17 protein-coding genes are annotated in these 14,284 nt (G+C 43.5%); 16 read left to right on the top strand and 1 reads right to left on the bottom strand.

Annotated features, from left to right (window positions below):
- Positions 1 to 347: 347 nt before the first annotated feature.
- From ilvN to CI597_RS13490, 12 genes are all read left to right on the top strand, one after another.
- Complete coding sequence (gene ilvN / locus CI597_RS13550; RefSeq protein ID WP_006565772.1) at positions 348 to 845, top strand: acetolactate synthase small subunit; 498 nt, start codon at positions 348 to 350, stop codon at positions 843 to 845.
- Positions 846 to 1,154: 309 nt separating this feature from the next.
- Positions 1,155 to 1,601, top strand: a complete 447-nt coding sequence (locus CI597_RS13545) for an Hsp20/alpha crystallin family protein (RefSeq protein ID WP_024727112.1) — start codon at positions 1,155 to 1,157, stop codon at positions 1,599 to 1,601.
- Between the two features lie 70 nt (positions 1,602 to 1,671).
- The gene (locus CI597_RS13540; protein ID WP_081723803.1) at positions 1,672 to 1,932 is read left to right on the top strand and encodes a DUF2000 domain-containing protein; all 261 of its coding nucleotides are present in this window, start codon (positions 1,672 to 1,674) and stop codon (positions 1,930 to 1,932) included.
- Between the two features lie 364 nt (positions 1,933 to 2,296).
- Positions 2,297 to 3,478, top strand: coding sequence for an acetyl-CoA C-acetyltransferase (locus CI597_RS13535; RefSeq protein ID WP_024727114.1), 1,182 nt, complete (start codon positions 2,297 to 2,299; stop codon positions 3,476 to 3,478).
- A gap of 25 nt (positions 3,479 to 3,503) precedes the next feature.
- Positions 3,504 to 4,280, top strand: a complete 777-nt coding sequence (locus CI597_RS13530) for an enoyl-CoA hydratase-related protein (protein WP_024727115.1) — start codon at positions 3,504 to 3,506, stop codon at positions 4,278 to 4,280.
- Positions 4,281 to 4,325: 45 nt separating this feature from the next.
- On the top strand, positions 4,326 to 5,165 hold the full coding sequence (locus tag CI597_RS13525) for a 3-hydroxybutyryl-CoA dehydrogenase (RefSeq protein ID WP_024727116.1): 840 nt from the start codon (positions 4,326 to 4,328) through the stop codon (positions 5,163 to 5,165).
- Positions 5,166 to 5,184: 19 nt separating this feature from the next.
- Positions 5,185 to 6,336: an acyl-CoA dehydrogenase gene (locus CI597_RS13520; RefSeq protein ID WP_024727117.1), complete on the top strand. Its 1,152-nt coding sequence runs from the start codon at positions 5,185 to 5,187 to the stop codon at positions 6,334 to 6,336.
- A gap of 15 nt (positions 6,337 to 6,351) precedes the next feature.
- Entirely contained in the window at positions 6,352 to 7,134 is a 783-nt protein-coding gene (locus tag CI597_RS13515) for an electron transfer flavoprotein subunit beta/FixA family protein (RefSeq protein WP_006565763.1), read from the top strand.
- 26 nt (positions 7,135 to 7,160) lie between these two features.
- Entirely contained in the window at positions 7,161 to 8,198 is a 1,038-nt protein-coding gene (locus CI597_RS13510) for an electron transfer flavoprotein subunit alpha/FixB family protein (protein WP_024727118.1), read from the top strand.
- 361 nt (positions 8,199 to 8,559) lie between these two features.
- Positions 8,560 to 9,030: a hypothetical protein gene (locus tag CI597_RS13500; RefSeq protein ID WP_235824639.1), complete on the top strand. Its 471-nt coding sequence runs from the start codon at positions 8,560 to 8,562 to the stop codon at positions 9,028 to 9,030.
- A gap of 178 nt (positions 9,031 to 9,208) precedes the next feature.
- Positions 9,209 to 10,225: a nucleoid-associated protein gene (locus CI597_RS13495; protein ID WP_034549182.1), complete on the top strand. Its 1,017-nt coding sequence runs from the start codon at positions 9,209 to 9,211 to the stop codon at positions 10,223 to 10,225.
- A gap of 131 nt (positions 10,226 to 10,356) precedes the next feature.
- Entirely contained in the window at positions 10,357 to 11,535 is a 1,179-nt protein-coding gene (locus tag CI597_RS13490; RefSeq protein WP_024727120.1) for a PLP-dependent aminotransferase family protein, read from the top strand.
- On the opposite strand, the gene CI597_RS13485 is transcribed toward CI597_RS13490, so the two are convergent.
- Entirely contained in the window at positions 11,532 to 11,852 is a 321-nt protein-coding gene (locus tag CI597_RS13485; protein WP_024727121.1) for a DUF1622 domain-containing protein, read from the bottom strand. The two genes, CI597_RS13490 and CI597_RS13485, sit on opposite strands and share 4 nt — an antisense overlap.
- Positions 11,853 to 11,971: 119 nt before the next feature.
- Here CI597_RS13485 and CI597_RS13480 point away from each other — a divergent pair, with 119 nt between their 5' ends.
- The 4 genes from CI597_RS13480 (at position 11,972) to CI597_RS19265 (ending at position 14,112) form a co-directional block, all read left to right on the top strand.
- Positions 11,972 to 12,367 carry a DUF3783 domain-containing protein gene (locus CI597_RS13480; RefSeq protein ID WP_024727122.1) on the top strand — a complete coding sequence of 132 codons (396 nt, stop codon included), beginning with the start codon at positions 11,972 to 11,974 and terminating at the stop codon, positions 12,365 to 12,367.
- 178 nt (positions 12,368 to 12,545) lie between these two features.
- Positions 12,546 to 12,821: a hypothetical protein gene (locus tag CI597_RS13475; protein WP_024727123.1), complete on the top strand. Its 276-nt coding sequence runs from the start codon at positions 12,546 to 12,548 to the stop codon at positions 12,819 to 12,821.
- Between the two features lie 10 nt (positions 12,822 to 12,831).
- Positions 12,832 to 13,596, top strand: a complete 765-nt coding sequence (locus tag CI597_RS13470) for an arginase family protein (protein WP_024727124.1) — start codon at positions 12,832 to 12,834, stop codon at positions 13,594 to 13,596.
- 261 nt (positions 13,597 to 13,857) lie between these two features.
- Positions 13,858 to 14,112 (top strand): hypothetical protein, encoded by a 255-nt coding sequence (locus CI597_RS19265; RefSeq protein WP_024727125.1) that lies wholly within the window; start codon positions 13,858 to 13,860, stop codon positions 14,110 to 14,112.
- The last annotated feature ends 172 nt before the right edge of the window (positions 14,113 to 14,284 follow it).

Below are 14,284 nucleotides of genomic sequence, written 5' to 3'. Positions count from 1 at the left end.
TTCAATCGGCTTGGTAAAACCCATGATCACGGAGCATCAACACCCTCGCATATAAGAATCCGGTCTGAGATGGGCTGATGCGAACCACACTGCTAAATGGCAGTCCATGTACTCAGACAAACAGCCAACTGGTTTGAAGCTAACTTCCATGTCAGGGGAACAGACTATCTTTGAAGCAACCATTTTTGGTTCAACAGGAGGTAACAGAACTATTACCTGATTGACACTAGGGAACAATTATACCATGGGCTTTACTAAGCCTATTGAACAATTTTTATTCAGTTATCAAGGTACATTTAATGTATCTAAAAGATATTATACGAGATATTATACGAGGAGGTTTTTCTATGGAAAAAAGATGGTTATCCTTATATGTTGAAAACCGTGTGGGAGTGCTGGCGAGGATTGCGGGTCTGTTCTCAGGAAAATCCTACAATCTGCAGAGCCTCACGGTGGGAACGACAGAAGATGAGACGGTGTCCAGAATGACGATAAGCGTAGAAAGCGATGACGCCACCTTTGAGCAGATTAAAAAACAGCTGAACCGCAGCGTGGAAGTTATCAAAGTCATGGATTACACAAACATGTCTATCCGCATGAAAGAGATCATGTTTATCAAGGTGAAAGGCTGTACCCAGAAGGACAGAAATGAAGTGTTTCAGATGGCGCAGGTATTCAAATTTCGTGTGAAGGATATGGGGAAAGACAGTATTTTGATCGAATCTGTACGGACAGAAGCGAAGAACAACTCTATATTAAAAGTTTTTAAGAAAAGGTTTTCCAGTATTGAGGTGGTGCGGGGCGGAAGTGTCGCGATCGACTCCATCAGTATGCAGGACAGATAATTGAGTTTTTTATTACTATTTCCGTCACGCTTTGAAATGTGTTCCTACAATAGTGATAAAAAACTGCCTCTGGATGTTTCCTTCCGTTGGTGGGAAACTTCTTCGACAAATACTATATGTGATTTAAAGGCTCAGGAGCAAACAGGCTCCCGAGCCTTTTTCTGATGATTGTTTTGTGAAAAAACTGTGAACTTTTATTGGAGGAGTTGACATATTGAAAGATAATTGTTATATTACACATAGAACAAATAAACAACATATAACAGTGCGGGTATTCCCGTACAGGAGATAGAATAGGAGGAATGACTTATGTTGATGCCAAGTATTTTTGGAGAAAATGTTTTTGACGGATGGATGGACCGGGCGTTTAAAAATGCATTTCCTGCTGACCGTTTTGGCTTTGGAGATTTTGAACGCGGCATGAAGACAGATATCAAAGATACAGAAGACGGATATGAATTAAGTATGGAACTTCCTGGTTTCAGCAAGGAGGATATTTCCGCCCAGCTGAAAGACGGTTATCTGACCATCAGTGCGGCAAAGAACGAAGCAAAAGATGAGAAAGACAAAGAGGGCAACTATATCCGGAAAGAGCGTTACTCCGGACAGTGCAGCAGAAGCTTCTATGTCGGAAAAGAACTGAAACAGGAGGATATCAAGGCGAAGTTTGACAACGGCGAACTGGTGCTGAGATTTCCAAAGGCCGAGGAAAGAAAAGAAGTTCCGGCAGAGGAATACATTTCAATAGAGGGATAACGATAAAAGATTTGACCGGGGTGTTTAAAAGGTACCCCGGTCAAATCTTTTATTCCTCAGGCATTCGGGAATCATAACTTTTCCTGTGCCTGTCCTGAAAGGCAGCCGTGAAATTTTAAAAGAATTGAGGTATAAAGTAAATCTGCCCGAGTTTAAAGAACTTATCGCGGCAGACTTCTCTGATCTGGCTCAGGGCTGTATGATTTACAGTGAGTTTATTGAAAAAATGTTACAGACGGCAGAGGAACAGCTCGATTATCTCGGGATTGCCCTGTGCGGACCCAAAAAGATGGTGAATAAATTAACTGGTAGCCTGCCTCTTTTAAGATAAAAAATGAAGGAAAAAGAGACAGGCACAGATGCTTATGATAAGCCTTCATCATGAAGACAGTGTATATTGTTAATTTTATGACGATTTTATGTTGATTTTAAGGGATACAATGTCTAAAAATATATGAAATTTTTCTAAATAAAAAAACGAACATATGGATGTATTTAAAAAAGTACAATCTATACTGTATACAAAAGACTAAAACAAATGGCTTAAATACGCAGTTTTTAAGATGATATGAAGCCTGGATTAAAGCCTGAAAAAAATTAGTAATTGAAATGAAAAAGTGATTGTGATACTATTAACATATCGGCGGGAAACTGCCAAACACTATATAACACAGAATTATTATGGAGGAATTGATATGTCAAGAAAAGTAGTTATTGCAAGTGCTTGTCGAACAGCAGTAGGTAAGATGGGCGGAGCATTGAGCACAACTCCGGCTGCTGACTTAGGATCAATCGTTATCAAAGAAGCGCTGAACAGAGCGAATGTTAAGCCAGAGCAGGTAGATGAAGTATACATGGGATGTGTTATCCAGGCTGGTTTAGGACAGAATGTTGCTCGTCAGGCATCCATCAAGGCAGGTCTTCCGATCGAAGTTCCGGCAACAACGATCAACGTTGTGTGCGGTTCCGGACTGAAGGCGGTAAACATGGCTGCAGACATGATCAGAAGCGGTGACGCTGACGTTGTCGTAGCAGGCGGATGTGAGAACATGTCAATGGCTCCATATGTATTAGATCAGGCACGTTTCGGATACCGTATGAACAACGGCGTATTAAAAGATGCTATGGTTAATGATGCATTATGGTGTGCATTTAATGACTACCACATGGGTATGACAGCAGAGAACATCTGTGACCAGTGGGGACTTACCCGTGAAGAATTAGATGAGTTTGCAGCAGCGAGCCAGCAGAAGGCAGTTGCAGCTCAGGAAGCCGGAAAATTCGACGAAGAGATCGTACCGGTAGAAGTAAAAAAGAAAAAAGAAACCATTATCGTAAACAAAGATGAAGGTCCTCGTCCGGGAACAACAGCAGAAGGAATCTCAGGATTAAGACCAGCGTTCAAACAGGGCGGAATGGTGACAGCTGCTAACTCTTCAGGAATCAATGACGGTGCAGCAGCAGTTGTAGTTATGAGTGAAGAAAAAGCAAAAGAATTAGGCGTTACCCCGATGGCTACATGGGTTGCCGGAGCACTCGGCGGTGTAGATCCTAAGATCATGGGTATCGGACCAGTTGCTTCTACAAGAAAAGTTATGGAAAGAACAGGAATGAGCATTGATGACTTCGACCTGATCGAAGCAAATGAAGCATTTGCAGCTCAGTCTGTAGCAGTAGGAAAAGACTTAGGATTCGACTTAAGCAAATTAAATGTAAACGGCGGAGCGATTGCCATCGGACATCCGGTTGGAGCTTCAGGATGCCGTATCTTGGTTACTCTGCTTCATGCAATGAAAGACAGGGGAGCTAAGAAAGGTCTTGCAACACTTTGCATCGGCGGCGGTATGGGATGCTCTACCATCGTTGAAATGGACTAATTTAATTTGAAAGGAGATTGAATCCATGGAATTCATCACATATGAAACAGAAGGTTTTGTAGGTATCCTCACCATCAACCGTCCAAAAGCATTAAATGCATTAAACAGCCAGGTGCTCGGCGAGATTGAGGAAGCACTGGATGCTGTTGATCTGGAAAATACAAGAGCCTTGATCCTTACCGGAGCAGGAGATAAATCCTTTGTGGCCGGAGCTGACATCGCTGAGATGAGTACATTGACAAAAGCAGAAGGAGAAGCCTTCGGTAAGAAGGGAAATGACGTGTTCCGCAAGTTAGAGACATTCCCTATTCCGACCATCGCCGCAGTGAACGGATTTGCACTGGGAGGAGGATGTGAAATCTCCATGAGCTGTGATATCCGCCTTTGTGCTGAAAACGCAGTATTCGGCCAGCCGGAAGTAGGTCTTGGAATTACTCCTGGATTTGGAGGAACTCAGAGGCTTGCCCGTCTTGTAGGCGCTGGAAAAGCAAAAGAAATGATTTATACTGCTTTCAATATCAAAGCAGATGAGGCATACAGGATCGGACTTGTAAATGCTGTATATCCGCAGGCAGATCTCTTGGATGCAGCAAAGAAGATGGCTGCGAAGATCGCTAAGAATGCTCCTATTGCAGTCCGCGCTTCAAAGAAAGCCATCAATGAAGGACTGGATGTGGACATGGATCAGGCCATTGTCGTGGAAGAAAAAGCATTCGGAAGCTGCTTCGAGAGTGAAGACCAGAGAGCAGGCATGGAAGCATTCTTAAACAAGACGAAAGTCGACGGATTCAAAAATAAATAATCAGTGTCAGGCAACAATTAGAGTTTAAATACAGGAGGAATCATAATGAAAGTTGGAGTTATCGGTGCTGGAACAATGGGCAGCGGAATTGCTCAGGCATTTGCGCAGACAGAAGGCTATGAAGTTTACCTTTGCGATATCAATGAAGAATTCGCAGCAAACGGAAAAGCAAGAATCGCAAAAGGATTCGAAAAAAGAGTAGCAAAAGGTAAGATGGATCAGGAAAAAGCTGACGCCATTTTAGCTAAAATCACAACTGGTGTGAAAGACATCTGCACTGACTGTGACCTTGTTGTGGAAGCAGCGATTGAAAACATGGAGATCAAAAAGCAGACTTTCAAAGAATTACAGGATATCTGCAAACCGGAAGCAATCTTCGCTACCAATACATCTTCCCTTTCTATTACTGAAATCGGAGCAGGACTTGACCGTCCGATGATCGGTATGCATTTCTTCAATCCGGCTCCGGTTATGAAGCTTGTTGAAGTTATCGCAGGAATCAATACTCCTCAGGAAACGGTTGACAGAATTATCGAGATCTCTAAAGATATTGGAAAGACACCGGTTCAGGTAGAAGAAGCAGCTGGATTTGTTGTTAACAGAATCCTCATCCCTATGATCAACGAAGCAATCGGAATCTATGCAGACGGAGTAGCATCTGTAGAAGGTATTGATACAGCCATGAAATTAGGAGCTAACCACCCGATGGGACCGTTAGCATTGGGTGACCTGATCGGATTAGACGTTTGCCTTGCTATCATGGAAGTGCTTTACAATGAGTTTGGAGATACCAAGTATCGTCCGCATCCATTGCTGAGAAAGATGGTACGCGGCGGTATGTTAGGCCAGAAGACCGGCAAAGGATTCTACGATTATAGTAAATAATTAAATGGAGGAATAAGAAATGGATTTCGCATTAAGTAAGAAACACGAAATGGCAAGAACTCTGTTCAAAGAGTTCGCCGAAAATGAAGTAAAGCCTCTTGCACAGGACGTGGATGAAACAGAACAGTTCCCAAAAGAAACTGTTCAGAAGATGGCTGAGAATGGTTTTCTTGGTATCCCGATTCCGAAAGAGTACGGCGGACAGGGCTGTGATCCTCTGACATACGTTATGTGTGTAGAAGAATTATCAAAAGTCTGCGGTACCACAGGCGTTATCGTATCTGCACATACATCTCTGTGCTGTGATCCAATCCAGACTTACGGTACAGAAGAACAGAAGAAAAAATACCTTCCTGATCTTGCATCCGGTAAGAAATTAGGTGCATTCGGCCTGACTGAACCGGGAGCTGGTACCGACGCTCAGGGACAGCAGACTAAGGCTGTCTTAGACGGTAACGAGTGGGTATTAAACGGTTCTAAATGCTTCATCACAAATGGTAAAGAAGCAGACGTTTACATCGTGATCGCTGTTACAGGAATCATTGAAAAACGCGGAAGAAAATTAAAAGAGATCTCTGCATTCATCGTAGATAAGGGAACTCCAGGATTCTCCTTTGGAACAAAGGAAAAGAAAATGGGTATCCGCGGATCTTCCACTTATGAACTGATCTTCGAAGACTGCCGCATTCCAAAAGAAAACTTATTAGGAAAACAGGGCAAAGGATTCGGAATCGCAATGCATACTCTTGACGGCGGACGTATCGGTATCGCTTCCCAGGCTCTTGGACTGGCAGAAGGTGCATTAGAAGCAACCATCGAATATGTAAAAGAAAGAAAACAGTTCGGACGTACGATCGGACAGTTCCAGAACACACAGTTCCAGTTAGCTGATATGGCGACTAAGGTGGAAGCTGCAAAACTGTTAGTTTATAAAGCGGCAATGGCAAAAGCTACACAGAAAGTATATAGTGTGGAAGCAGCTATGGCGAAGTTATATGCAGCAGAAGTGGCAATGGAAGTGACAACAAAGGCTGTTCAGTTACACGGTGGTTACGGATATATCAGAGAATACGATGTAGAACGTATGATGCGCGATGCTAAGATCACAGAGATCTACGAAGGAACATCTGAAGTTCAGCGTATGGTCATTTCTGGAAATCTGTTAAAATAAGGGAGGTACTTTACTGTGAAAATCGTTGTATGTGTAAAACAGGTACCAGATACTAAGGGCGGAGTTAAATTTAACCCGGATGGTACTTTGGATAGAGGTGCAATGCTGACCATCATGAATCCAGATGATAAAGCTGGATTGGAAGCGGCATTAAAATTAAAAGATGAATATGATGCAGAAGTTACTGTTCTTACGATGGGACTTCCGAAAGCAGATGAAGTTTTACGTGAGGCTATGGCTATGGGAGCAGACAAGGGAGTCCTTGTCACAGACAGAGTTCTCGGAGGAGCAGATACATGGGCTACCTCTACAACGCTTGCAGGTGCGATCAGAAATCTTGACTACGACCTGATCATCACAGGACGTCAGGCAATCGATGGAGATACCGCACAGGTAGGTCCTCAGATTTCAGAACATCTGGATATTCCAGTTATTTCTTACGCTCAGGATATCAAAATCGACGGAGACAATGTTGTTGTTGAACGTCAGTATGAAGACAGATATCATGTTGTAAAGGCAAAAATGCCTTGCCTGATCACAGCACTTTCTGAATTAAACGAGCCGCGTTACATGACACCGGGCGGAATCTTTGATGCATACGATGCAGAAGTGACTGTTTGGGGAAGAAAAGACTTAAAAGATGTCGATGATGCAAACATCGGACTTGCCGGATCACCTACAAAGATTGCGAAAGCATCTGATAAGGTTCGTAAAGGTGCAGGGGAAAAGGTAACCCTTGATCCGGAAGAATCCGTAGCATATATCATGGACAAATTGAAAGAAAAACATGTAATCTAATTTAAAAAGGAAAAGTGGTGAATAAAATGGGTTTAGAAGAATATAAAGGAGTTTATGTCTTTGCACAGCAGGTGGACAATGAATTAAGCGGCATCGCTTTTGAATTACTTGGAAAAGCCAAAGACCTTGCAAAAGATTTAGATACAGATGTTACAGCTGTTTTAATTGGATCTGAAGTGAAAGACCTTGCAGATGAACTTGCAGCTTACGGTGCGGACAAGGTGATCGTAGTTGATGATCCTGAACTGAAAGAATACAGAACAGAGCCTTATACACATGCACTTGCATCTGTGATCAATGAATACAAACCAGAAATCATGTTAGTTGGTGCGACAGCAATCGGTAGAGACTTAGGACCTCGTGTGTCTGCGAGAGTTGCAACTGGTCTTACTGCTGACTGTACAGTCCTTGAAATCGGTGATTTCCCATTAGTAGCAATTCCGGGAAAAGAGCAGAAACATAACCAGTTACTGATGACACGTCCTGCGTTCGGCGGAAATACGATCGCTACCATTGCATGCCCGGATAACCGTCCTCAGATGGCTACAGTACGTCCTGGTGTTATGCAGGCGATTGACAAGATCGAAGGAGCAAAAGCGGAAGTGATTGAATTCAATCCTGGATTTACTCCGGACAATAAATATGTTGAGATCATGGAAGTTGTAAAATCTGTGACTGACGTTGTGGATATCATGGATGCAAACATCCTTGTATCCGGCGGACGTGGAGTCGGAAGCCCTGAAAACTTCAAGATCTTAGAAGATTTAGCAGAAGTTTTAGGTGGAGAAGTGAGCTGTTCCCGTGCGGTAGTAGACGCAGGATGGAAGCCTAGAGATATCCAGGTTGGACAGACTGGTAAGACTGTACGCCCAAATGTATACTTTGCAATTGGTATCTCAGGAGCAATCCAGCACGTGGCAGGTATGGAAGAGGCTGACATTATCGTTGCAATCAACAAAGATGACACAGCACCGATTTTCGATGTAGCAGACTATGGAATCGTTGGAGATTTAAATAAGATCGTTCCAATGCTGACAGAACAGTTAAAGACTGTAGTAAAATAATTATAAACATCAATAAAACTTATAAAAGAGGTTCTGCATCCGTGCAGGACCTCTTTTGCTACGGAAAGTTGCATAAAATACTCAGATGTAAACTATAGTTGCTTGCTGGAAAAAACTTTGATTGCTATACTTTCACCATCAAAACAGAGGAGGAACATAAAATGTTTTCTGCAAAATTAAAAGACCTGCGCAAGCAGGCAAAAATGTCTCAGGAGAAGATGGCTGAAAAGTGACTATATTTATGACAGCCGGTTGCCGCATGAGAGAAGCTCATGTGTAAGAAATAAGCAGGTTGCTTTTTTCGTACCAGAGATCAAGATGGTCACTGGCTTGTGTCTGTGAAATGAGGAGGCACATGATCATGAAGAAAGCAATCAAAAAAGTTCTGGTAAGTGCATTGGCAGTTTTGCTTGTTATCGGGTTCACAGCTCCGGCAGCAGAACCTGTGGCAGCAGCCAGCAATAAAGTAACGGTCAAAACAAGTACATCCAAGAAAGTTAAAACAAAGATATATAAATTAAAGAAAATAGTAAAACGTAAAAAGGTCACAACAAAAAAAGCAAAGAAAAAAACTGTCAAAACAACAACAATCATTAAAAAGGTTATCAAAACAACAAATTTTGCGCAGGCAGGAAATGCAAATATCAGTCAGTTAAAGGGCATCGTCGATGACAAAGTAATCAGCGAATTCAACAGAGTGGGTATGACCATCCAGACGAATCCGAATTCTTCTTTGCTGAAAGGGGCAGACGGCAGAAAAGAACAATTTTGCCGGCGACAACCGTGCATATGCAGTATCAAACAACAAAGAGTTTTTTACAGAGGTATTTAAAGAGTATTCTATGAACAGAGCTTCTTTAAAGAGCCACTGCCCGAGAGCTTATGAATATGTCAAAAATGTTCTTGCAGAAATGTAAGGTGAAGGGGTTATGGAGATCCGTCCGGAGTTGTCCGGACGGATTTTTTCTAGTATAATAGTTAAAGAAAATTTATTAGAAAGTAGGATAAACATGCAGATACAGAGAGACGATATTATCATCAGAAAAGGAATTATCCATATACTGGACAGCCATAACGGATACCTTGGCCTGTCCAATGACCTGCTGGATATGGGTCCGGACTTGATGGAGTTTATCAGAGGACACATTTTTAAAATACTGGAAAGCGATGACACAAAAAAATGCCAGTTTGACGGAAGTCTTTCACCGGTTTTAAGCCTTTTGGAATCGATGGATGAAAAGGAGGACGAAAGCTTTGTGGAAGCCAGCCGTGTACTGTCGGAAAGTCTTTTTGATATTATGTGCGACAGTGTGACGATTCCGGCGGCAGACCTGATCGTGGTCAGTTTCCAGCTTTACAGCGTCGTACATCTGGCGCTTCTGAAAATGAATTATAAGGAGACTTACATACATAAAGAGGAAGAAAACGAAGTCAACGACATTGTAAAGCAGCGGGTGATGCCTATGGACGGGGCAAAGCTTACAGAGGCCGTGATCGTGGATCTTCTGGAGTATAAGGTCCAGCTGGTGGAAAAGAAGTTTGAGATGCTGACAGGCGACAAGATAAACTATATTTCGGAGCGCTTTCTTCAGTGCCATGCGGACATGGCTCCCAAAAAGAAGTTCCAGATCTTAAACAAGGTGATCACAGACATCAATAACCGGTACGAGAATGAACCTCTTAGAAACCGACTGGATGCCAGGAGTAAGTTGAGAGAAGAATTCGCGGAAAAAAATGAGTTTCGGGTCAACGAGATCGGCGACAGGATCTTTGGAGACAGCACGGAGAAGAAACAGGAGTTTGATGACCGCATCGAGAGATATGACCTGCAGTATGATACCTTTACGGTGGCCAAAGAAAATACCGTGAAGAAGCTGGAATATCAGATTCTTGAGACCGACGCAGGGATCGAGATTAAGATCCCCATGGAAGAATATATCACAAAAGACAATGTGGAGATCCTGGAAGAACAGGGAGGAGGAAGCACAATCATCATTAAGAACATAGAACAGGTGAAGATAAAATAGTCCGCGATTTCTTGACAGACAGAAGAGAAAGGAATATAATAAGCAAAATTCATTATTTGAACGCTCTAGGCCGGAGGATGTCCGGTTTAGAGCTTTTCTTACATCATCGCGGAAAGAAGAGGTACAAAAGTATGACACAGTTTTCAGAGAGAATCTTAAACACGCCCGCATCCTTTATCAGGGAAATTTTAAAAGTGATCCAGCAGGATGACATCATCTCCTTTGCAGGAGGACTGCCTAATCCGGTTTCCTTTCCAAAGGAAGATCTTAAACAGTCTATGGAAAGGGTCATTGACCAATATGGTGATGAGGTCTTCCAGTACTCCAGTACGGAAGGCTACCGGCCGCTCAGGGAATGGGTGGCAAAGAGATACCGGGACGAATACGGGATGGATGTACAGGCGGTCGATGTATTGATCACGACAGGGTCGCAGCAGGCTTTGGATCTGATGGGAAAGGTACTGATCAATCCCGGTGACGCGCTGGCGATCGAAGAACCCGGCTATTTGGGAGCTATTCAGGCATTTACCGTATTTGAGCCGGATTTCTGCCCGGTGCCTCTTTTGGATGATGGGATGGATCTGGACAGGCTGGAGCAGATCCTGGAGGAGAGGAATGTAAAACTTTTGTATACGGTTCCAAACTTTCAAAACCCAACCGGACTTACATATTCTGTGGAGAAAAGAAATGCACTGTGCAGTCTTTTAAACCGCTATTCTGCCTATTTGATCGAGGATGATCCGTACGGACAGCTGAAGTTTGAGGGAGAGGCGCTTCCTTATATCGGATCGTTCGGCCTGAAAAAGAGTGTGCTCTTCGGGACGATTTCAAAGATCATCACACCGGGAATGAGACTTGGATGGATCTGCACGAAAGACAAAGAACTGATGCAGCATCTCGTGACCGCAAAGCAGGCGGCCGATCTGCACAGCAATATATTTGCCCAGTATGCAGTGTATGATTATCTCATGAACCATGAATTAAACGAACACATCGGCAAAATCAAAGCCCTCTATAAAGAGCAGAGCGATGTCATGCTCCAGGCAATGAAGGATTTCTTTCCGGACACTGTCACTTATACCATGCCGAAAGGAGGCATGTTTGTATGGGGATCTCTTCCGGAAGGCGAGTCATCCCTCGAATTATTTGATCGTGCGATGAAAGAAAAGGTCGCTTTCGTACCGGGCAATCCGTTTTATGTGAACGATGAGAAGCCGGTGCCCACATTCCGCCTGAATTATACGAATTCCGAGCCGGAAGTGATCCGGGAGGGAATCCGGCGGCTCGGCAGGCTGATGGAGAGTTATTAATCTGACTCGAACTTGATTTCATAGTGGATCACCAGAGTCAGAAAAGATCTCAAAAGGATGACGGCTCCCAGCATATAAAGTTCGTTCATGTTTTTGGTGATGACGGTCCTGAGTATTTCGCCTCCCAGTTTGAACTCCAGGGCAAAAGCCAGCATTTTGGCCAATTCCAGTTTGATCTCCCTTCCCTCCGTGGTAAATCCTGCCCGGAGATATTGGAGAAAAGCCTTGATACAGCCAAAGACGATGACAAAGATCCCGAAAAGTTCCAAGAGGTGGATGCAGAGCATCACGGTTTCCGTTAAAAGATGATCAGGCATATTGCTGTACGCTTTCTATGTTTTTGTAAAATAGCTTCATTTTATAGTCTGCATGTTTGTAAGATTTCATTCAAATATGGTATAATAAAACTACTATAACAAAAAGGCAGGAAATAAAAATGAATCAAGCAAAAAACGGCAGTGCAGCTGTATTGCTATATAATTTAGACAGCTCTGAGCGGGCAAGAAAGATAAAGTTTATCCTGATCCGCATGGGTGTACGGATAAAAAATATAAAAAAAGAAGATTATCTGAAACCAATCGGGGCACTGGCAGGAGTTCCCGGCATTGAACCAGGAGACAGCTGCTATGACGGCCCCGGATTCACAGAAGAGATGCTTGTCATGAAAGGCTTCTCCGGCCGTCAGATTGATGAGATGATTTTGAGTTTCCGAAAAGAGAAGCTTAAAAAGATAAATTTAAAGGCCGTTCTGACGGATACAAACCAGACTTGGGACTCTATGACTCTATATGAGAATCTCAGGGAAGAACATGAACAGATGTCCGGGCAGTGATCGAATCTGGGGAGTTATGCAATGAAAATCAGGGATTATTATAGGGATCTTGGGAAATCGACAGCGATTTTATCGGTTAAGCAGGGGCTTAATTCTGGGTTCCTTTGTACTTTTATTTAAGAGTTTTCCATATCCGCCTTATCAGGAATTTATAACCGCTTTCCTGGGAGGGCGGATTTTGAATATTTTAGATGCTACGGCCATGTGCATCACGATGCTATCCTGTGCGCTGTTCCGGCTGAGTGTCAGGGCGGCAAAGAAGTTTGAAGCGATGCATACGGCGGGAGCAGAGTATTTGTTCAACTTATCCATACTGAATCTGCTGTCGATCGTCATGATTACTCATTTGTTCGCAGGAGCCGGCGTACTGCTGAGAGAGAGGATTACGGCAGGCCGGTCCCGCCGGAGGAATTCATTAAGATTTATCTTTAACAGACCGAAAAGGAGTGAGTGATGTGCAGCAGATGATTACGGTCCTGGACTTTGACGATTTATACGATAAGGAAGAGTTTTATAAATCAGCCCCTTATCAGCGGATCGGCCTGACAGAAGTTCAGGGGACCAACGGATACTGTGAGGATACTGCGGCGGAGACGATCAGAGAAAGGATCAGGGCAGGAAAGCCCTCTCATATTTATTTTCTAGGTTCCGGAAATTACCATTATGTCTCCTTTCTTCTGCAAAAAGAGATGTGCAGGGATTTTACGCTGGTGCTGTTTGACTACCACACTGATCTTCAGAAGCCGCTGTTTCCTGAACTTTTATCCTGCGGATGCTGGGTGCGGAGGGCCATGGACGAGATTGAACATCTAAAAAAAGTGATTCTGATCGGTACTTCGGCCGCATATCTGCGGGAGGTGGAGCCGAGATACAGAAACCACATGGCGGCAGTGCCGGAGGAAGAAGCTATATCCCCGGATTTTGACTGGAAGACATGGCTTCAAAGAGAGATCCTGACGGATGTCTATCTGTCTTTGGACAAGGATGTGCTGAGCCAGAGCGAGATGTCCACAAACTGGGACCAGGGCAGCATGACCGTCGGGCAGGTCTGCAGGATATGTACAATGATATCACAGGAAAGAAAAATCTTAGGGGCCGATATCTGCGGTGAATATCAGGGCGGCCTGCTGTCCGACGGAAGAGAGATCATGCAAAGTGACCGTGTCAACAAAGAAGTTTTGGAATGTTTGGACGGGCTGTTGCCCCTTTCCGATGATCCGCAGACGTAAAGAATCATTATTTACACAGAAAAGGGGATAGGTGCAATGAAGAAAAGGAAGATGACAAGGTGCTGTGTTCATCTGTACATTGGCACTGAGCGGGTGCAGCGGCAAAAATACGCTCTTGAATGAAGAAACAGATTCTGAGGATGTTACTATTATTTATTACGTTTTTCCGGAACAAATATGAGCCTGAAAATGTCAAAGTAATCGAGGAGATCATATGAGAGCCTGAAAGGGGCAGAATACTTTGAAGCCCTGGAAAAGCGGATGGAAACAGGGAAGGGTGCTGATGTTTTCATGGTCAATCACGATATCCTTCTGAAACTGAAGGCGAAAGAACAGGTGGCAGATCTGTCGGGCCTTCATACGATTCCGGACTATACAGATCAAATGCTGACTAAGATGAAAGATAAGGGAAAGATGTATTGGGTTCCGACTACGGTATTTGCGTTGGGATCCTACTGCAATGAGGATTTGCTGAAAAAACATAAGCAAAAGAATCTGATTCATCCGGACGATTAAGACAGTCTTGTGAAGAGTATTCAAGCTGCAGACACAGACGGCCGGAAATGCAAAGCGGGCGGGCATGGACCGGCATTTTGCGAAACCAATCGATGTGAAAGCATTTGAACAGATGCTGTATGAATACCTTCTGGGAAATCCTTAGGTTGTAACTCTATTCTTTTTTGCATAT

Origin of the sequence: Anaerostipes hominis (ex Lee et al. 2021), assembly GCF_002270485.1 — a bacterium.
Taxonomy (GTDB): domain Bacteria; phylum Bacillota; class Clostridia; order Lachnospirales; family Lachnospiraceae; genus Anaerostipes; species Anaerostipes hominis.
Note: the sequence above shows the minus strand (reverse complement) of the source record. Positions and strands in the feature narration are given on the sequence as shown.